Source organism: Croceibacterium ferulae, assembly GCF_003660445.1.
Lineage (GTDB): Bacteria > Pseudomonadota > Alphaproteobacteria > Sphingomonadales > Sphingomonadaceae > Croceibacterium > Croceibacterium ferulae.
The window spans coordinates 75,580-94,833 of record NZ_QZVQ01000003.1 but is presented as its reverse complement, the minus strand read 5'-3'; the positions used below and the strand labels follow the sequence as shown (position 1 = coordinate 94,833).

Genomic DNA, 19,254 nt, shown 5'->3' with positions numbered 1-19,254 from the left:
CATATGCGCAACCTACTTCCAGAAGAGCCGGCTGCAAGCTTTTTCGGCATGAATTGCTCAATCCGCCGGCGCAGGCTACGCAAAGGCATGGCCAAGACGGAGCAAGCCGGGACCGATCAGCGGGAGGGAGGCGGACGATCCTATTCCGCGCCCGCGCTGGAAAAGGGGTTCGATATCCTCGAGCTGCTCGCTGACGAGCAGGGCGGGCTGACCATCAGCGAAATTGCCGCGCGGCTGGGTCGGTCGATCAGCGAGGTGTTCCGCGTCATCATCGTGATGGAGCGACGGCTGTGGCTGCGCAAGAACCCGGGCAACGACCGGTACAGCGTGACCTATCGCGCATTGGACGTGGCGTTCCGCGCGACCCCGGCACAGACCCTGTCGCAGGCGGCCGCGCCCGTCATGTTCGACCTTGCGGCGGCGACCAATCAGTCCTGCCACCTGGTCGTCCGGGCGCAGGATCGCGGGATCGTAGTGCATCGGCAGGAAAGCCCGGCGGCGGTCGGCTTCGCCATCCGCCTGGGCACTTCGGTCGATCTGGCGGTCAGCTGTTCGGGCCATGTGCTGCTGGCCTTCGCCCCGGCGGAGCGCCGCCAGCAGATCCTGATCGGCCTGCTGGGCAGCGGGCCGGCGCTGCGGTCGGCGCTGAAACGGCTGGACACCGTGCGGGCGCAAGGCTTCGAGATGCAGCCGAGCGCGCGCACCAATGGCGTCACCGATCTCAGCTATCCCGTGTTCGGCTTCGACGGGCAGCTCGCCGCGGCGATGACAATCCCGTTCCTGGCGATGATCGACGGATCGCAGCTGACCGATCTGGAACAGACCGGTCAGGCCCTGCGCGATGCGGCGGCCCGGCTGACGGCGGAACTGGGTGGTCCGCCCGATACGGCGCCCGACGCCTGACGGTCAACGACCCGTGTTCACGTGATCCCACACGCGCGAGATCACAACCGATCCCTCCCCCACCGACGATGCCACGCGCTTGACTGATCCGGCGCGCACGTCGCCCACCGCGAAGATGCCGGCGGCGGAGGTAGCGTAAGGGGAGTCCTTGCCCACACAGGCGCCGGTCATCACGAAGCCCTTGTCGTCCAGCTGCACCACCCCTTCCAGCCAGCCGGTGTTGGGCGCCGCGCCGACCATGATGAACAGGGCGCAGCTGTCCAGCTGCTCCTCGGTACCCGGTCGGCGGATGGTCACCGCCTCCAGCTGCTCGTCGCCATGCACCGCGGCGACCTGTGCGCCGTATTCGATGGTGATCGCCGGGTCCGCCTCCAGCCGGCTGGACAGGTAGCTGGACATGGAGGTCGCCAGCGTCTGCCCACGCACCAGCAGCCGCACATTGCGGGCCACACGGCTGAGGAACATCGCCGCCTGTCCGGCCGAATTGCCGCCGCCGACCACCACCACCTGCCCGTCCCGGCAGAACCGCGCCTCGTTCTCCGTCGCGGCGTAGTAGATGCCGGCGCCTTCGAAATCGGCCAGCCGGTCGATCGGCAGACGGCGATATTGCACCCCGGTGGCGACCACCACCGCGGCGGTGCGCACGCGCTGGCCGCTGTCGAAGGTGGCGCACCAGCAGCCATCCTCCAGCCGGTCCAGCCGCTCGACCCGGATCGGCACGGCGAAGCGGGTGCCGAACTTCATCGCCTGCACCTCGCCCCGCCACACCAGGTCGGCGCCGGAGATGCCGGTGGGAAAACCCATGTAGTTCTCGATCCGGCTGGAGGTGCCGGCCTGTCCGCCGATGGCGCTTTCGTCCACCACCAGCGCACGCAGGCCTTCGGACCCGGCATAGACCGCCGCCGCCACGCCGGCCGGCCCGGCGCCGACGATCAGCACGTCGATCTCCTCGTCATCCACGAAGTCCAGGTTCATGCCGAGCATGCGCGCGACGGTCTGCGGGGTGGGGTCCGCCACGACATTGTCGCGCCCGAAGATCACGGCCGGCCTGTCGGCGGAGATCGCGCAGCTGGTGGCGACCGCCTCCGCCTCGGCACTGCCCAGCGGATGGGACAGATAGGGCACACGATTGCGGCTGGCGAAGCTGGCGATGCGGCGGATGTTGCGGTCCGTCTCCTCCCCGATCAGCACCAGCGAGGCATCGCGTGCCTCCAGCTGGCGGCGGCGGCGCGCGGCGAGCACGGTGATGATGATGTCGGACATCTCCGGCACCTGTGCCATCAACTGCAGCATCGCCGCGCGCGGCACCTCCACCACGCGGGTCGGCTGGGCGGTGCGCATCGCCATCGACCAGCTGCCGCCATGCAGGAAGCCGATCTCCGCCATGAACTGCGTCGGCCCCAGCGTCGATGGCACCAGCCGTTCGCCGGTGAAGGCGTCGGCGACCTCGATCTCGCCTTCCTCGACATAGACGAAGCGGTCGATCGGGTCGCCGGGGTGCGTCAGGAAGGTGCCGGCGGGCCAGGTCCGTTCCTGTCCGGCGCGGCGGATCGCCGCCACATGCTCCGGCGCCAGGGGGGTACGCTGCATCTCGCGCAAGTCGCGGCCGATCGTTTCCATAAACCGTCTTGTCCCCTGCTGTACGGTCCCTTGTGCCAAGCGCGGGCCCCGGCGGCAATCGGCCGGCCGGCATGAATCACCGGGACCGCGGAGGCCCGCCAAACATTCTGATGAGCAACAAAGGGGACCTTCTTATGAAAGCCGCATTGCTGCTCGCCTCCGCCTGCCTGCTCGCCACCAGCCCGGCCATCGCACAAAGCCATCCGGAGGATGCCGACAAGCGGCCGGTCGACGCCCACTATTTCGAACCCACGCCGCTGAAGCCGCCGGCGGATTTTGCCGCCAGCCTGACGGTGCCGGATGGTTACAAGGTCGGCGTGTGGGCCGAGGGGCTGGGCAACATCCGCATGATCGCGCCTGCGCCTGACGGCAGCATCTATGTCAGCCGCCGGTCCGAAGCGGACATCATCCGGCTGGTGGATGCGGATGGCGACGGGAAGGCGGATGGCGAGCCGCAGATCATCGTCAACCGCCCCGGTCTGCACGGCCTGACGATCCATGACGGGCAGCTCTACTTCATGACCGCACGGGAGGTGTTCCGCGCGCCGCTGCAGGCGGATGGCGGGATCGGCACGGTCAGGACCCTGATCGACGACCTGCCCGATGCAGGCCAGCACCTGAACCGGACGCTGGCGGTCGGGCCGGACGGCATGCTGTATATCAGCGCCGGCTCCACCTGTAATGCCTGCGACGAGTCGAGCCAGGAGAATGCCGCCCTGCTGCGCGCCAACCTGGATGGCAGCAACCGCAAGATCTGGGCCAGCGGCCTGCGCAACACCATCGGCTTCGGCTGGCACCCCACCACCGGGCAGCTGTGGGGCTGGGACCAGGGGATCGACTGGCTGGGCAACGACCTGCAGCGCGAGGAACTGAACCTCCTCGAGCGCGGCAACCGCTATGGCTGGCCCTATGTGTTCGAGGACGGCCAGCGCAATCCGCAGGACGAACCGCCGGGCGGCATCCTGGCGGCCGACTGGATCGCGGCCTCCACCAATCCGGTGCTGATGCATGTCGCGCATTCCGCCGGCATGCAGATGGCGTTCCATCCCGGTGGCGGCTTCGGTCCGGATGTGGCGGGCGATGCCTTTGTCGCGCTGCGCGGTAGCTGGAACCGCCGGCCCGCCTCCGGCTACGAAGTGGTGCGCGTCCGGTTTGACGAGGCCGGACAGGCAACGGGGATCGAGAGCTTCGTCAGCGGGTTCCTGGCCGCCGATGGCGCCAGCCATTATGGACGGCTGGCGGGCATGGCCGTGCTGGCCGATGGATCGCTGCTGTTCTCCGACGATGCCAATGGCGTGCTGTATCGCGTGACTCACAACGATGCGCAGGGCCGCGCCGCGCCGCTGCAGCCGCCGGCCGGGCCGATGCAGGAGCAGGCAGCGAAGGGTTCCGGCGTTCCGCTGGCGCTGGCGCGACCGGAAACGCGCGCTTCGGGGCAGGGGAAGCTGGCGGTGACATCACCGGCCTTTGCCGCCGACGCTGCAATCCCGCGGGATCATAGCGAATATGGCTTGGGCATTTCGCCGGCGCTGGGCTGGAGCGCGGTCCCGGGCGCGCAATCCTATGCCATCGTGATGGAGGATCCGGATGCCGCCGCCACCAAGCCGTTCGTCCACTGGGTCGCCTGGAACATTCCGTCCGGTACGACCAGCCTGCCCGCCGGCCTGAACGAACGCGACCGGCTGAGCGGCGGCGCGCTGGACGGGATCATGCAGGGGGCGACCAGCAATGGCAATGTGGGCTGGTACGGCCCGCGTCCGCCGCGCGGCGACCGGCCGCATCGCTACGCCTTTCAGCTGCTGGCGCTGGACACCACGCTCGACCTGCCGCTGGGCGCCACGCGCGACCAGCTGCTGGCGGCGGCGCAGGGGCATGTGCTGGCGACGGGCGAGCTGGTCGGCACCTATGCGGAGCCGCGCGCGCCGGAGTGATCAGCCCGGCGCGGACCAGCGGGCGTAGGCGCGTGCGACGGCATTGCCGCTGGTGTTGTACCAGCTGTAGCCGTCGCGCCGTTCGCGGCTGATCTCGTCCACCCGGTCGTGGATCGAGCGGTCCCGGTCGCCGAAGATTGGCGTTTGCGTGACGGGATCGTAGAACCGCGCCCATAGCGGGCCGGCGCCCGGTTCGGGTATCAGCAGACGGCCGGCCTCCGGATCGGAGGCATTCCAAGCGACGTCCTGCAGCGCGTGCGCGGCGAACCAGGCGGCACCCGCCGTGATCGCGGTACGCATGGCGGGCGTCGGCTCCGGCTGGCGCATCAGGAATTGCAGGATGGCGGCGCTTTCGCCGGTGGAGAGCGCCACGGGCTCGAAATTGCGCGCGCCGGCGGGCTGGCGGGTGATGGCGTCATATTGCTGCGCCCAGATCGTCGGCCGGCCATCGGCCTCCATTTGCGTGTCCAGCATCACGGCCAGCGCCCGCTCCACTGCCGCTGCCGCCTGCTGCCGCAAATCCGCCGGGAGGAAGGCATAGTCGTCGTTCCCCGCCGCCACGCGCTGCAGCAGGGCGGTGGTGCCGACCAGCACATTGTCGTTCAGCGTCAGCGCATCGTGGTAGCCGCCCTTCAGCGGCCAGACCTGCGGCCAGCCGCCACCCGGCAGCTCTGCCGCCAGCAGGTATGCAATGCCTTTGCGGAAGGACTGGCGATAGGGTTCGCCGTCGGTACCGGGTAGTTGCGCCTGTACGCGGGCCAGGAGTCCCAGCTCCGTCACCGTGGCATCATTATCCAGCGTGCCCACGAAGCTCCAGCCGCCGGCACCGTCTTGCGCGGCATAGGGGCCAGCCTTGAGGTCGGCCCCGATCCAGTGCTGTCCGGCGACACGCGGCGGTGCGCTGCGATCCTGGTTCTTGCCCCAGCCACCCGCCGGCGTCTGGAAGCTGACCACATTGTCCGCCAGCGCGCGCGCTTCCGCGCCGCCATACCAGACAGGATCGCGATCCAGCGGCAGCGTGCCGGATGTGGAGCCGTCCGGCGGCGGCGCGGGAGTTGGCTGCCCGGCCTCCGCCAGTGCGGCGCGCTCCGCCTCCAGCACGGCCTTGTCCCGCGCCATCGCCGCGACCGACCGGGCGAGGTAGTCGCGCCAGGCTGCCTGTTCGGCGGCGGGCAATTGCGCGATCCGTTCCTCCGTCAGCGGAGCGGCGGGCTGCATGGTGCCGATCACTTCGGCCGCCAGCGGCAGCGGGGCGACGGCAAGCAGCAGGGCAAGGGCGAGGCGGGTGCGCATGGGAGGAGTCCTCGGAGTCAGGGGGCGGGCGCAGTCGGATCAGGTTGCAGGACCAGCAGCCCGCGCATGTCGGGCACTTCCTCTGCCAGCAGGCGAGCCACCATCGCGGCAAAGTAATCGGCGCCCCGCGTGCCCAGATGCGTGCGGTCGAAGGAGAGCTTGGGCACGGCGGTAGGCGTCACGTTCACTTCCGTTGCGGCGGCGGGCTGCTGGCGGGTTGCCTGCGCGCCGGGCGGCAGCTGGGCGAAGCGATTGGCTTCCTCCTCGCCCATGGCCTGCACCGCGGCGTAGCTGCTGGCGTGCAGGTCGATCAGCAATGCGCCGGTCTCTGCCGCCACGCGGCGCACGGCCTCGGCCCATGGCTCCAGATCGTTGATCAGGCGGCCATTCTCGAACATGCGCCGGGTCAGCGGGGTGACCAGCACCGGGATCGCGCCCGCGCGCCGTGCATCCTCGACATAGCGGCGGATGTAGCCGGGGAATTCCTCCGCCAGCTCGGTGGAGCGGGTCTTGCCCGGCTGGTCGTTGTGGCCGAACTGGATCAGCATCCATGTGTGCTGGTAACCGGGCACCTCGGCCTCGTGCAGGGCCAGCTCCCACGACCGTTCCTGCATGTAGGTGCGCGACGACCGCCCGCCGCGCGCCAGATTGAGGCAGGCGGCGAAGGAGGTGACGTGCCGGGCGCAGAAGCTGGGGCCCCAGCCGCCGATGACAGCGGTGGTGGAATCGCCCACCAGGATGATCTTGGACGGTACGATGTCACGCGGAAACTCGCGCGCAACCGGCGCAGATGCAGCCTGCGCGAGCGCCGGAACCACGGGCAGCGCGGCCGCAAGAATGCCGCCGAGCAATCCGGCAAACAGGCGGCTGGTCAGCCGGCGGGATAGCGCCATTTCATGGCTCCGGTCAGGGAAGAGAAGGACGCCGGCGGCCGGAGGCCGCCAGCGCCAGGTTTGCCGTGGAGAGGATCTTCCGGCGGCATGGAGAGAGCTTTAGAACCGGACGCGCGCACCCACGCGGTAGATCGGCCCGGAACTGGCATATTGCGACACGACGGGGTTGCCCTGGTACGCGAAGCGGTTGCTGGTCTGGTTGGTCAGGTTCAACCCTTCCGCGGTGATCGACAGGCGTTCGGTGACCTGGAAGCTGGCCGCTGCATCCAGGTTGAAGGTGGCAGCGCTGGTGACGAAGTCGTTGATCAGCGGACCACCGCAATAGCTGACTGCGCCATTGGGGCTGGCGGGGATCGGATTGGTGGTGATGCCCGGCGCACAGCTGCCTGCGGCCAGCGGATAGGTCGTGCTGTAGCCTTCGCGATAGGCACCCGACACGCGCAGCCGCATCCGTTCCGTCTCGTAATACACCGTGCCGTTCACCGCCTTGGGCGACACGCCCAGGAACGGTGCCTGATCCACGGTCTGCGGCACGGTGGCGGTCCCGGGATCGAGAATGTAGGTCAGCTCGCTTTCGATGTAGGTACCGTTCACCTGCACGCCGAGATTGCTCAGCAGACCCGGCAGGAAGGCCAGGTCGGTCTGGAAATTGACCTCGATGCCGCGAACGTAACCGCCCGGCGCATCGCGGAACTGGCGGGCGACGAACGGATTGTTCGCGTCGATATAGGCCAGCTGGAACGGGTTGCTGAACTGCGCGCGGATCGCCTGGATCGTCTCGGCATCGGCAAAGTCGGACAGCTGCGATTCGAAGTTCACCGTCTGCGGGAAGCTGGCGATGTCCTTGTTGAACACCGCGACCGAGAACAGTCCGCCCGGTGCGAAATACCATTCGAAGCTGAGATCGACATTGGTCGCCCGGAACGGGGCGAGCTTCGGGTTGCCGATGGTCAGCGTGCCGCCGGTATTGTCGCCGGAGTTGGGCACGGAGATGGAGGAGATCGACGGCGACAGGTTGCCCAGCAGCGGGCGTGCCATCACCTTGGAAGCGGCGATGCGGACGACGACATCGTCGATCGGCTCGTACACGAAGTTCAGCGACGGCAGCCAGTCGGTATATTCGTTGTTGCCGGTGATCGGCCGGCCGGCGGTGGTCTCACCCAGTGACTCGACTTCGGTCAGCACCGCGCGCACGCCGATATTGCCGCGCCAGGGCCGTCCGAGCAGTTCCGTGTCCCAGTCCATCTGCAGGTAGGCGCCGGTATCGACCTCCTCCACGCCGAAGGATGCGGTGCGGTTGCGCTTGCGCGTGATGCGCCAGTCGGACCATTCGTTCACGCAATTGCAGGTAAAATCGAACAGCTCGTCGAACTTCTCGATGGAAGGGACGATGAAGCTGGTGGCCGTGCCTTCGGGCACGTTCAACCCTTGGCCGAACTCGATCACCTCCGACACGTCCGCCACACTGGCGCCCGCTTCCTTCAGCGTGGGGTTGAGCAGATCGCTCACCCGCTCGTACTGGTCGGTGAAGAAGCTGTAGGTCCGCCGCGTGACGCCGCCCTTCAGGGTGAAGATGTCATCCACTTCCCAGGTCAGGTCCAGCCGGGCGGTCGACAGCTTGTTGGTGGTGTCCCGCGTGTAGTTGCGGATGGCGGAGAAGCCCTTCACCGTGTCCCAGTTGTTTGGATCGGCTGCGTCGAAGCCGAAGTCGATCACCGGCATGTCGCCGCCCTCGCGCTCGTCATAGATGAACGAGCCGGGGCTATCCATGCGATTGAATTCAACCAGCAGCCCTTGTGACCGGTTGGTCGACTTGGACTCGCCATAGATCGCCACCGCCCGGAAATTGTCGGTGAATTCGTGCTGGATGTTGCCGGACACCTGCCGGAATTCCGTGGTGTAGCTGTTCTGGTCCTGCGCGGAGCGGAAGTCGACATTCTGCAGCACCAGATATTCGGCGACGCCGTTGTTCACCTCCGATTCCAGCACGCGCACGGCGGGCCGGCCGATCAGCTGGCCACGGAACGCCAGCCGGTTGCTGCTGGGGATGTATCCGACCGAATTCGGGTTGTTGTAGTAGTCGTAAGGGTCGAGGTTGTTGGGGTTGGTGCTGAAGATGTTGGCGCCAGCCGGGTTGTTGGCCGACAGCGCGCCCGGCACGATGGCGGAGGGCGCCAGCACCGAACCTACGGTCTGCCCGGCCGCGTCCAGCGCGGTGCCGAAGGCCGGGGTCGTACCATAGAGCTGCTGCCCGCAATCGACCGGGGCGGCCAGCTCCGTCTCCGCGGCGGGCGTGCACTGGCCGGGATAGAGCGCGCGGGCAGCCGCAGGCGTCAGGTTGTTGCCGGCGGTGTTGAACACGGCATTGGTGTTGTTGCGGTTGAGTCCGACGGAGGAGACCTGGTTGTAGCGGCTGGTATTCTCGAACCGGGAATAGACGCCGTCGACAGTCAGCCGGGTGCGATCGGACACCTGCCATTGATAGGCGGCGGTGATGCCCAGCCGCTCGTTCTCCACATTCTGCTGCTCCAGCCCGGCCAGCGCCGGAATGCGGACCTGTGAATCGTCGAACCGGCCGGGCGTGTTGTACGGTGCGCCGGGGAACAGATTGGCGTAGGCCGCCGCGTCGGATCCGGTCTGCAGGTCGATCACCTGCGGATTGGTGATCGCGCTGCCCAGATCGGTGCCGGCCGGCGCGGCAAAGCCGCCGCGCTGCGGCGCCTCGTTGCCGGCGAAATCGGCCCCGCGATACAGGTAGTCGGACGAACCGACCCCGCGGCGGTACTGGTCCAGCTCGTTGCGCGACTTGCTGTAGGCGGCGGACACCAGGATGCCCATGTCGCCATCCATGAAGCGCTTGGAGGCAAGGCCGGCGAAGCGCGGGGAGAACGCGCCGGAGTTCTGCTGGTAGTTCCCCTCGACCGAGAGGGCCAGCGCACCGCTGGAATAATCGAACGGCTTGCCCGTTTCGAGGTCGATATTGGCGCCTAGCGAACCCTCGTCCGTCTCGGCGGAGGGGGTCTTCTGCACCTTCAGGCTGCTGAACAGCTCGGACGCGAAGGTGTTGTAGTCGAAGGCGCGGCTGCGATTGGGGCTGGTGCCGGCATCGTTGGAACCGGCGGTGGCCAGCGCCTCGATCCCGTTCAGGCGGGTGCGGTTGAAATCGCCACCCAGGCCGCGGACGGAAATCTGCCGGCCTTCGCCATTGTCGCGGTCGACGGATACGCCCGGCAGGCGCTGCAGCGATTCGGCCAGATTGGCGTCGGGGAAGTCGGCGATGTCCTCCGCCGTGATGGCGTCGATCTGCACATTGGCGGTGCGCTTCTGCGCGATCGCATTGCGCAGGGAGGCGCGGTAGCCGGTGACGACGATGGCATCCGCCCCGTCCTGGGGCGCGATGGCGTCGGCCTGATCGCCCAGCGTGCGGTCGGCCGGCACGTCCGTGCCATCGGGCTGCTGCTGCGGCACGTTGGCGGGCGGAACCTCCTGCGCCCACACCGGCGCTGCCGCCAAGGCGACGGCGCAGGCCACCAGGCTGGCGCTCAGCCCCAGACGGCTGCGGACACCGGTGTCACACACAGCACTGGTGATTTCGGTAGAATGAACCCTCATGCCCTCATCCTTCTCCCACGCGGCGGCTGTTGCCTGCCGCATTATGCCGGAGTGCCCGTTCTTCAGGCTGTCCGATCTGCTTGGAAGATAGCGATACCACCGGTGTCAGACGCGCACAATACCATCTGTGAAAATAGCTTTTGGTGAAATCGATTGCGTGAATGAACTGACATCGGTCGTGCACTATCGCGCCGTTTGCCGCAGCGGGCGGCCTGCGATAACGACCCACCAAGCCCCGCCACAGGATTGCCCCCGCATGAGCGACACCGAAGAGCCCGAACTGTTCTACCTCGAATATTACAACGACTTCCTAGACAAGGTGCGCCTGCTGGCGGACCGCGTCGCGAACAGCGGATGGCAGCCCGACTTCATCATCGGCATCGGCCGCGGCGGGCTGGTGCCGGCGGTGTTCGTGTCGCACCAGCTGGACGTGCCGATGCTGTCGATCGACCATTCGGCCAAGGTGCCGGGCTTTGCCGACGAACTGCTGGGCAAGATCGCGGCCATGAGCGCCAGCGGGCGGCGGCTGCTGTTCGTGGACGACATCAACGATACCGGCGGCACCATCGAATATATCCGTGCGCTGCTGGCCGACAATGGCTGCGATGCGGCGAACCTGCGCTTCGCCACGCTGATCACCAACACCCGCAGCAGCGCCACGGCCGACATCTGGGTGGATGCGATCGACCGGGACACGGACAAGCGCTGGTTCGTGTTCCCGTGGGAAGCCGTCAGCAGCCGTGAGTCCATCGTGGAAGAGGCGCGCTCCGTGCCGGAAAGGCTGGGCTGAGCGCATGCGTATCTGTGTCTATCTCGGCTCCTCCACCGGGGCCAATCCGCATTATGCCGAAGCCGCGCGCGATTTCGGCACCCTGCTGGCACGGCGCGGGATCGGGCTGGTCTATGGCGGAGGGACCGTGGGCCTGATGGGCGTGATCGCCGACGCCGCCTGCGCCGCGGGCGGCGAGGTGATCGGCGTGATCCCCGAAGCGCTGCGCGCGCGCGAGCATGATCACCAGGGCATCAGCCAGCTGCACGTCGTCAAGACCATGCATGAACGCAAGGCGATGATGGCCGATCTGGCGGACGGCTTCGTGACGCTGCCCGGCGGCATCGGCACGTTCGAGGAGATGTTCGAGGCGTGGTGCTGGTCGCAGCTGGGCTATCACAACAAGCCGGTCGGCCTGCTGGACGTGAACGGCTTCTACACGCGGCTGGGCGCGTTCATCGACGATGTGGTGACCGAAGGCTTCCTGCAGCCGCGCCACCGCGCCATGCTGATCGTCGAGCGCGACCCGGCGGCGATGATCGACCGCATCGCCGGCTTCGTGCCGCCGGCGAACGAACACTGGCTGCACGAAGGCGACCGGTAGCGGCCGCCCGCCCATGACCGCCCTGTTCACCCGTCTGCGCATCGACGGCTTCATCGTGCTGCTGGTCGGCACTGTCCTGCTGGCGTCCCTGCTGCCCGCGCGCGGGATCGGCGCGACGATCACCGGCGGCGCAGCGGATGCGGGCATCGTGCTGCTGTTCTTCCTGCACGGCGCGCGCCTTTCGCGCCAGGCGGTGGTGGACGGGGCGCGGCACTGGCGGTTGCACCTGACCACCATGGCGGTGACATTTGTGCTGTTTCCGCTGCTGGGTCTGGCGATCTGGTCCCTGCCGGTGCTGACCCCGCCTTTGCGCACCGGCATGCTGTTCCTGACGCTGCTGCCATCAACGGTGCAGTCCTCCATCGCCTTCACCGCCATGGCGCGCGGCAATGTGGCGGGCGCGGTGTGCAGTGCGGCGTTCTCCAACCTGGCCGGGATCGTGCTGACGCCGCTGCTGGTGGCGCTGCTGATCGGCGGGCCGGGGGCGGGCGACGGCATTTCCGGCGGCGCGGTGCTGACCATCGTGGTGCAGCTGCTGCTGCCCTTCGTCGCGGGTCACCTGCTGCAACCCTATATCGGCGGCTGGGTGGCACGGCGCAAACGCATGCTGACGGTGGTGGATCGCGGATCGGTGCTGCTGGTGGTCTATGCCGCCTTCAGCGCCGCGGTGGTGGAAGGATTGTGGGGCCGCGTCTCGGCCGCCGACCTGCTGCTGATCGCCGGGCTGTCGCTGGCGCTGCTGGCCGTGGTGATGGGCGCGACGGCGCTGCTCGGCCGGCTGTTCGGCTTTGTGCGGGAGGACCGGATCGTGCTGCAATTCTGCGGTTCGAAGAAGAGCCTCGCTTCCGGCGTGCCGATGGCCGGCGTGCTGTTCGCCGCGCCGGAGATCGGCACCGTGCTGCTGCCGGTGATGATCTTCCACCAATTGCAGCTGATGGTCTGCGCGGTGCTGGCCGGCCGTTATGGCAGGCAGGCGGAGGCTTCAGCCGACTGAGCGCAGGGCCAGCTGCTGCGCCGAGCCGCCCGGCCGGGTGGCGGCCCAGACGCTGATCGTCAGTTCGCCCGCCAGATGGGCGACCACGCGCGCCTCCAGCCCGTGCGCACCCAGCCAGCCCAGCACCGCACGGTCGGTGAAGCCCAGCCGCGCATGGGCGAAGCGGCGGCGCAGATCCTCCCGCTCGTGACTGGCCATGTCCGCGATCACCATCGTGCCGCCCGGCGCCAGCACCCGCGCCGCCTCCGCGATCGCGGCTTCCGGGTGATGCGCGTAATGCAGCACCTGGTGCAGGATCACGGTGTCGAAGGCGCCGTCCTCCATCGGCAGGGCATACATGTCTGCCTGGCCCAGCTCTGCCGCGATCCCGCGTTCGGCCAGCCGTGCGCGGGCGAAGCGCAGCATTTCGGGCGATCGGTCCACCCCCAGCGCGGAGGTGGCGCGGGCGGCGAGGTGTTCCAGCATCCGCCCGGTGCCGGTACCGATGTCGAGCAGCCGGCCCAGCGGCCGCTCGCCCCGCCCCTCCTCATCCAGAGCCTGCTCGATCACGCGGTCGACCTCGGCCTCGGGCACATGCAGGGCGCGCAGCTCGTCCCACCGCCAGGCATTGCGTTCGAAGAAACGCTGCGCCTCTGCCGCGCGGTCGGCGCGAATGGCTTTCAGGCGTGCGCGGTCGGCCGCGAACCAGGGCATGTCGCCGCCGGTGGCGGCCCAGCTGTCCAGCAAGGTGAAGATCGGCTGCACCCGCGGCGCCGGCCCCAGCCGCAGGAACACGGCGGTGCCTTCCTTGCGCCGGCGGACCAGCCCGGCCTCCTGCAAGCCCTTGATATGCTGCGACATGCGTGGCTGGCTCTGGCCCAGTACCTGCGCCAGTTCGCCCACGGTCAGTTCCAGGCTGCGCAGCAGCACCAGCGTGCGCAGGCGCATTCCGTCGCCCAGCACCCGAAACATGTCTTCCGGCGGAACCACAATCATGCTTTCAACCTTACACCGCAGCCATCGCTCGTCAAAGCGGGTTGCGTATATAAGCAATCTTTAATATTGGCACCTCAAAGGAGCTGCGGCATGAGTGCCCCTGTTGTGACCGACCAGCAACCCGCCCCCCTGTTTGCCGCAGCCGCCGGCGATGTGGAGGTGTCATTCGAGTTCTTCCCGCCCAAGAGCGATGCCGCGCTGCAGACGCTGCTTGCCACCGCCGGCGGGCTCGCGCCGCTGGGGCCGCGCTTCGTGTCCGTCACCTATGGCGCGGGCGGGTCCACCCGCGGCCGCACGCAGGAGGCGGTGCTGGGCATCGCCCGCGAAACCGGGCTGAAGGCGGCCGCACACCTGACCTGTGTGGGCGCCTCGCGGGCCGAAGTGGACGCGATCGCCGACCAGTACTGGCACGACGGCGTGCGCCACATCGTGGCGCTGCGCGGCGACATGCCCGAACATGACCAGCCCTATGCGCCGCATGCGGAAGGCTACGCCAATGCCGCCGCGCTGGTTGCGGGCCTGAAACGGTTGCACCCGTTCGAGGTGTCGGTCGCGGCCTATCCCGAATCCCACCCGGATTCGGCGGACGAGGCTGCCGACCTCGACAATCTGTGGCGCAAGGTGGATGCGGGCGCGGACCGGGCGCTGACCCAGTTCTTCTTCTCCGCCGACACCTTCTTCCGTTTTCGCGATCAGGCCGCCGCGCGCGGCATCGATGTGGAGATCGTGCCCGGCATCCTGCCGGTCGCCAATGTGGCCCAGCTGCGGCGCTTTTCCAGCATGTGCGGCGCGACCATTCCGCCGTCGATCGACCGCGTGCTGGAAGGGCTGGACGAACGCCCGGCCGCCCGCCAGCTGGTCGCCGCCACCATCGCGGCGGAGCTGTGCGGCGCATTGTATGCCGGCGGCGTGCGCCAGTTCCACTTCTACACGTTGAACCGGGCGGAGCTGACTTACGCCATCTGCCACCTGCTGGGCCTGCGCCCGGCGGCAGCGACGGCGGAGCAGAAGGCGGCCCTCGCCGCCGCCTGACGACTCAGGCCGGATCGGCCGGCCCGGCAGGAGGCGGGGGCCGGCCGATCCTGCACCTTACCGCCGGACCGTTACCGCCGTCCCGTCGTAGGTGACGCTGCGCTCGCCATTTTCGCTGAAGTCGGGCGCCATTGCCCGATCCGGCCCGTGGAACCGCACGGAGACGGCGCGCTTGCCGGGCATGCCGGGGTAGCTGCCCTGGCGCGCGCCGATGGTCAGCGTGCCGCTGGCCTCGTTCCAGCTGAGCGGGACCTGCGCGTGCTGGTCCTGCAGGTAGCCGTGGCTGGTGCCGTCATCATCGTGCCAGGTGAAGCTGCCGTCGGCGCCGGTGAAGACGTGCAGCACGATCGGCCCGTCAGGCTGTTCGTTCGTGTGCTGCACCGCCGGGCCGCTGGGGATGATGGAGCCTGCCCGCACATAGACGGGCACGCTCTCCCGCGGGGCGTCGGCCGTGATCGCCTGTCCGCCGCGAAGGAATGCGCCGGTGCGCCAGTCATACCAGTCCGCGCCTGCCGGCAGATAGACCTGCCGCGAGGTCGCGCCACGCTCGGTCACCGGCGCCACCAGGAAGGCCGGGCCGTACATGTACTGGTCGTCCACGTTCCACGCCTGCCGGTCGGCGGCGAAGTCCATCACCAGCCCGCGCATGATCGTGCCATCGTTCCAGTAGGTGTCGGCGCTGACCGAGTAGATGTAGGGCATCAGCCGGTAGCGCTGCTCGATCAGCCCGACCATCGCGCCGTACATCGCCGGGTCGTCCTTCCCCAACTCGTACACCTCGCGATAGGGCGTCTCGCCATGGCTGCGGAACAGCGGCGTCCAGGCGCCGAACTGGAACCAGCGCAGGTTGAGATCGCGCCATTCCTCCAGATGCGCCGGGTCGGCATTGGTGTAGCGGTCCTCCACGGAGAAGCCGCCGATATCGTGCGTCCAGTTGGGGACGCCCGACAGCGAGACGTTCACGCCTGCACTGATCTGGTCGCGCAAATCGTCCCACCGCGCCGCCACGTCGCCCGACCACAGGGCCGAACTGGTGCGCTGGATCCCGCCGAAGCCCGACCGGGTCAGGATGAACGGGCGGCGGTCCGGCTGCGCGAGTCGCAGATTGTCGGCCATGCCTTCCGCATGGATCAGCGGGTAGGAGTTGAACACGAAGGCGCCGGGCCCGCGCGCGGTCGGCCCCATCTGGTACTTGCGTTCCTCGACCGAGAGGTTGGAATGCCAGTCCGGCTCCACCGCATCCATCCACCAGGCGTCGAAGCCCTTGTCGACGAGGGCGTCCTTGATCTGGCGGAAATACAGGTCGCGCGCGGGCTTGGTATACGGGTTGTAGAAGGTGTTGGCGTAGCCCGGCCCGACCCAGTCCTTCTGCCCCGCCGCCAGCGGGCGGCGATACAGGAAGCCCTGCGCATCCAGTTCCTTGCCGTTCTCGGTCGTCGGGTAGAATTTGGGCCAGACGGAGATCATGATCCGCCCGTCCAACGCATGGACCTCGTCCACCATCCGCTCCGGTTCGGGAAAGCGGCTGGCGTCGAATTCGTGGCTGCCCCAGGTGGGATCGGTCCAGTAGCGCCAGTCGAGCACGATGTTGTCGATCGGAATGCGGCGTTCGCGATATTCGCGCAGCACGCCCAGAAGCTGGTCCTGCGTCTCGTAGCGCTGGCGGCTCTGCCAGAAGCCATAGGCCCATTTCGGCATCAGCGATGCCTTGCCGGTCAGGTCGCGATAGCCGGCGACCACGCCGTCCATGTCCTCGCCCGTGACGACGTAGTAGTCGATCGCCTTCGCCGCCTCGCTGGTCAGCCACAGCGAGTGGCGGTCCGCATCAGCCAGCGGATCGCTGCCGAACAGGGCGATATAGCCCTGGTTGGGCTCCCACTCGATGCGCAGCTCCACCGGCTTGCCGGCAGTCAGCGGCAGCTCGAAATTGTGGAACCACGGATTCCAGTTCTGGCGCCAGCGGTTCAGCACTTCCTTGCCATCGGCGAACACGCGCACATAGCTGGAGGAGTAGAGCCGCATCTTGTGCACGCCGTCAGCTTCCGGCTGCAGCGTGCCGGTCCACACCACGCGCTGTTCCTGCGTGGCGATGCCTTGCGTGTTCTGCCCGCTTTCGCCCGATGCTACCGTGGCCGCCTTGGCCGCTTCCGGCCAGCGGGCCTGGTCGCGCAGGAACTGGTAATTGATGGTGGGTTCCACCTGCCGCACGGCCAGCGCATCGCCCAGGTAATATTCGGCGGTCCAGCCCGGCTGGCCGTTCGTGGTCACCTTCAGCGCATCGGCGGCATCGGCCCCGACCAGTTGCGGCGGGCGGGGATCGCCGAAGCGGGTGATCGATTCATTGTCCCACAGCAGGCCGTACCCCTTGGTGGAGACCACGAAGGGAATGGCGATGTCCATGTTGTGCTGGGCGAGTTCGACGTCCTCCCCATTGTAGTTCATCTGCCCGTTCTGGTGCTGACCCAGGCCGTAGAAGCCTTCGTCCGTGCCGCGGTTGAACTGCTGGCTGATCGCCAAGAACTGCTCGCCCTCGATCGTCACCGGCTGGAACGGCGTGCGCGGGGACTCGCTCAGCAGCTCCTTGCCGGCGGCGTCCAGCACGCGCACATGCCCGTCGGACAGCCGCACCTCGGCTGTGCCGGCGGCGGTGCGCAGGGTCACCGCATCGCCCGTCTCGGCAAAGGTGAAGGCTTCTACCGGCTTGGCGATGACCATCAGGCTCTCGGGCAGCTCGGTCGCATCGGCCGGCATGGCGGTGATGCGGAACTGCCCGTCGCCATAGACCAGCACGCGTACCTGCCGCGCCGGGCCGCTGTCCGGCGTGACCATCACGCCATGCGGCAGCCGCTCGACCTCCGCAGCCAGGGTAGGGGTGGCGAGGCACAGTGCCATCGCCGTGAGGGTCAGGGTGCGCAGCATCGGGATCGCCTTCATTGGTAAGTACCCATGGTGACCCGCAGCAGCACCGGCTGGCGGGTGAAGTTGAGGCCGTAATCGGTCTGGTCGCCATTCCACACGCGCCGGACGGCAAAGCTGCCATCGGGCTGCAGCGTGCCTTCCTCCACCTTCAGCATCGTGCCGTTCTCGCCCCGTTGCGGGTCGGTCAGGCCGATGGACAGCCGCGCATGGGCGGCGGCCAGCAGGAAGGTGTCAGGCCCGGTCTGCACCGCCACCGCGCCGCCGACCGGCTGGCCTTCGGTCGGGGTGGGATCGGATTTCAGCCACGGGGAATCGCGCGAGCCGAACTGCCATTCGTCGTAAGTGACGCGCACGGTCCAGCGGCCCATCTGCTGGCTCTGTGGCTCTCCATCGGCACCCTTGGCCGTGCCCCAGCTCAGGTTGTTTGCCGCCACCTTGGCCCAGGCGCCTGCCATGGGCGCGAACAGGCGATAGGGCGCGGCGAAGGCCTCGACCGTGGCCTCGTCCAGCTCCCTGGCACCCAGCGGATAGTTGGAATAGCCGGTTTCATCCATGCCGAACGGCGCAAAGCCGATCGCGCCATGGCCCAGTGTCGGCCACAGATAGCGCGCGAAGGCGGCCGAGTTGCCGATCTCCGGCACGTGCAGCGCATTGTCGGGCCGGGCGTACAGGCGCAGCACCTCCATCACCTGCTTCGGATCGGTCAGGTAGATGTCGGGCGCGACGAAATCGATATGCGGCGCGGCCGCCTTCCACACGTCGATCACCGGCGTGTCCGGTCCGCCGCTGGCGCCGCCGCCCTCGCCCGGCCTGGCGAAAGGATCGCCCAGCGCGGCATTGCAGAACATCGGCAGGTCCAGCACGGCCTGGCCGGCGGCCGCGATCTCGTCGATGTAGCGGGCCGTGTACCAGGAATTGAAGGCGTTGTCGGCCAGCGGGCCGAACACCTGCGTCCAGCTGCCGTTGCGGCCCGTACTGGCCGCCAATTCCGCGGGCACGGCACCGGCGAACAGGCGGTCCGCCTCTGCCGATCGGTCGCGCTTCTGGCCATAGGCGCCGACCTCGTTCTGCGGCTGCACCATGATCACGGTATGATCGGGATCATTGTCGCGCAGCCAGGTCATCATTGCCACGAAGGCGCGCTTGTCCGCTTCCAGCGTGTTGCGGCCGTGGGGGGAGAGGACGTAATGCGCGGTGCCTTCCGCCGTCTGCATCCGCGGGAAGCGCGCCGTGTCGGTCTTGACCCAGGTGGGGGCGTAGGACGGGCCGGTGTTCTTCCAGGTTGCGAACCACAGCAGCACCACCCGCAGGTTGCGCGCCCGCGCCCCGTCCACCAGCGCCTGCAGGTAGGAGAAGTCGAACTGGCCTTCGGTGGGCTCCACCTGTTCCCAGGCGACCGGGATCTCCAGCGTGTTGGCATGGAGCCGGGCCATCATCGGCCAGACCTGCGGCAGCACGTCGGGGTAGTTGCTGGAATTGTTCGCCTGCGCTCCCAGCATCAGGAAGGGCCGGCCATCCACCTGCAGCAGATGCTTGTCGCCCACCCGCTCCAGCCGCGGCAGCGGCGTAGTCTGCGCCGCCGCGCCGATCGGCATCGCGGCGCCGAGCGCCACGGCAATCACTGCCTGCCAGGCGCGATCCATCATGCCCCAAGACCCATCATGCAATCCTGTCCCTTTCACGAGATTAACCCGCCGGGCCGCACATCG

13 protein-coding genes are annotated in these 19,254 nt (G+C 68.0%); 6 read left to right on the top strand and 7 right to left on the bottom strand.

The features are described from left to right. Window positions 1-87 precede the first annotated feature (87 nt). The gene (locus D5S08_RS03615) at window positions 88-903 is read left to right on the top strand and encodes an IclR family transcriptional regulator (protein WP_121115657.1); all 816 of its coding nucleotides are present in this window, start codon (window positions 88-90) and stop codon (window positions 901-903) included. Window positions 904-906: 3 nt separating this feature from the next. Here D5S08_RS03615 and D5S08_RS03610 read toward each other — a convergent pair whose 3' ends face one another. Further along, complete coding sequence (locus D5S08_RS03610; protein ID WP_121115655.1) at window positions 907-2,523, bottom strand: FAD-dependent oxidoreductase; 1,617 nt, start codon at window positions 2,521-2,523, stop codon at window positions 907-909. A 134-nt stretch (window positions 2,524-2,657) separates the two neighbouring features. Between D5S08_RS03610 and D5S08_RS03605 the strand changes: the two genes are divergently transcribed. After that, window positions 2,658-4,454: a YbhB/YbcL family Raf kinase inhibitor-like protein gene (locus D5S08_RS03605; protein WP_121115653.1), complete on the top strand. Its 1,797-nt coding sequence runs from the start codon at window positions 2,658-2,660 to the stop codon at window positions 4,452-4,454. Here the strand turns inward: D5S08_RS03605 and pelA are convergent, their stop codons facing one another. The 3 genes from pelA to D5S08_RS03590 all read right to left on the bottom strand — a co-directional run bounded on the left by pelA (window position 4,455) and on the right by D5S08_RS03590 (window position 10,252). Next, complete coding sequence (gene pelA / locus D5S08_RS03600; RefSeq protein WP_241557203.1) at window positions 4,455-5,747, bottom strand: pectate lyase; 1,293 nt, start codon at window positions 5,745-5,747, stop codon at window positions 4,455-4,457. It lies immediately after the preceding gene. Window positions 5,748-5,764: 17 nt separating this feature from the next. Then, window positions 5,765-6,640, bottom strand: a complete 876-nt coding sequence (locus tag D5S08_RS03595) for a rhamnogalacturonan acetylesterase (RefSeq protein WP_121115651.1) — start codon at window positions 6,638-6,640, stop codon at window positions 5,765-5,767. Window positions 6,641-6,739: 99 nt separating this feature from the next. Then, a complete protein-coding gene (locus D5S08_RS03590; RefSeq protein ID WP_121115650.1) occupies window positions 6,740-10,252 on the bottom strand; it encodes a TonB-dependent receptor in 3,513 nt (1,170 codons plus the stop codon). Window positions 10,253-10,508: 256 nt separating this feature from the next. On the opposite strand from D5S08_RS03590, the gene D5S08_RS03585 reads away from it, so the two are divergent. The 3 genes from D5S08_RS03585 to D5S08_RS03575 are packed head-to-tail and all read left to right on the top strand — an operon-like array spanning window position 10,509 to window position 12,619. Beyond that, complete coding sequence (locus D5S08_RS03585; protein ID WP_121115648.1) at window positions 10,509-11,042, top strand: phosphoribosyltransferase; 534 nt, start codon at window positions 10,509-10,511, stop codon at window positions 11,040-11,042. 4 nt (window positions 11,043-11,046) lie between these two features. Beyond that, the gene (locus tag D5S08_RS03580) at window positions 11,047-11,625 is read left to right on the top strand and encodes an LOG family protein (RefSeq protein WP_121115646.1); all 579 of its coding nucleotides are present in this window, start codon (window positions 11,047-11,049) and stop codon (window positions 11,623-11,625) included. A 13-nt stretch (window positions 11,626-11,638) separates the two neighbouring features. Further along, window positions 11,639-12,619, top strand: a complete 981-nt coding sequence (locus tag D5S08_RS03575; RefSeq protein ID WP_121115644.1) for a bile acid:sodium symporter family protein — start codon at window positions 11,639-11,641, stop codon at window positions 12,617-12,619. Here D5S08_RS03575 and D5S08_RS03570 read toward each other — a convergent pair. Continuing rightward, window positions 12,608-13,594 (bottom strand): ArsR/SmtB family transcription factor, encoded by a 987-nt coding sequence (locus D5S08_RS03570; protein WP_121115642.1) that lies wholly within the window; start codon window positions 13,592-13,594, stop codon window positions 12,608-12,610. The two genes, D5S08_RS03575 and D5S08_RS03570, sit on opposite strands and share 12 nt — an antisense overlap. A 90-nt stretch (window positions 13,595-13,684) precedes the next feature. On the opposite strand from D5S08_RS03570, the gene metF reads away from it, so the two are divergent. Further along, window positions 13,685-14,626 carry a methylenetetrahydrofolate reductase [NAD(P)H] gene (metF, locus tag D5S08_RS03565; RefSeq protein ID WP_121115640.1) on the top strand — a complete coding sequence of 314 codons (942 nt, stop codon included), beginning with the start codon at window positions 13,685-13,687 and terminating at the stop codon, window positions 14,624-14,626. Between the two features lie 57 nt (window positions 14,627-14,683). Here the strand turns inward: metF and D5S08_RS03560 are convergent, their stop codons facing one another. Beyond that, a complete protein-coding gene (locus D5S08_RS03560) occupies window positions 14,684-17,545 on the bottom strand; it encodes a TIM-barrel domain-containing protein (protein ID WP_241557202.1) in 2,862 nt (953 codons plus the stop codon). 11 nt (window positions 17,546-17,556) lie between these two features. Further along, entirely contained in the window at window positions 17,557-19,191 is a 1,635-nt protein-coding gene (locus D5S08_RS03555; RefSeq protein ID WP_241557201.1) for a DUF5597 domain-containing protein, read from the bottom strand. Window positions 19,192-19,254: the final 63 nt, after the last annotated feature.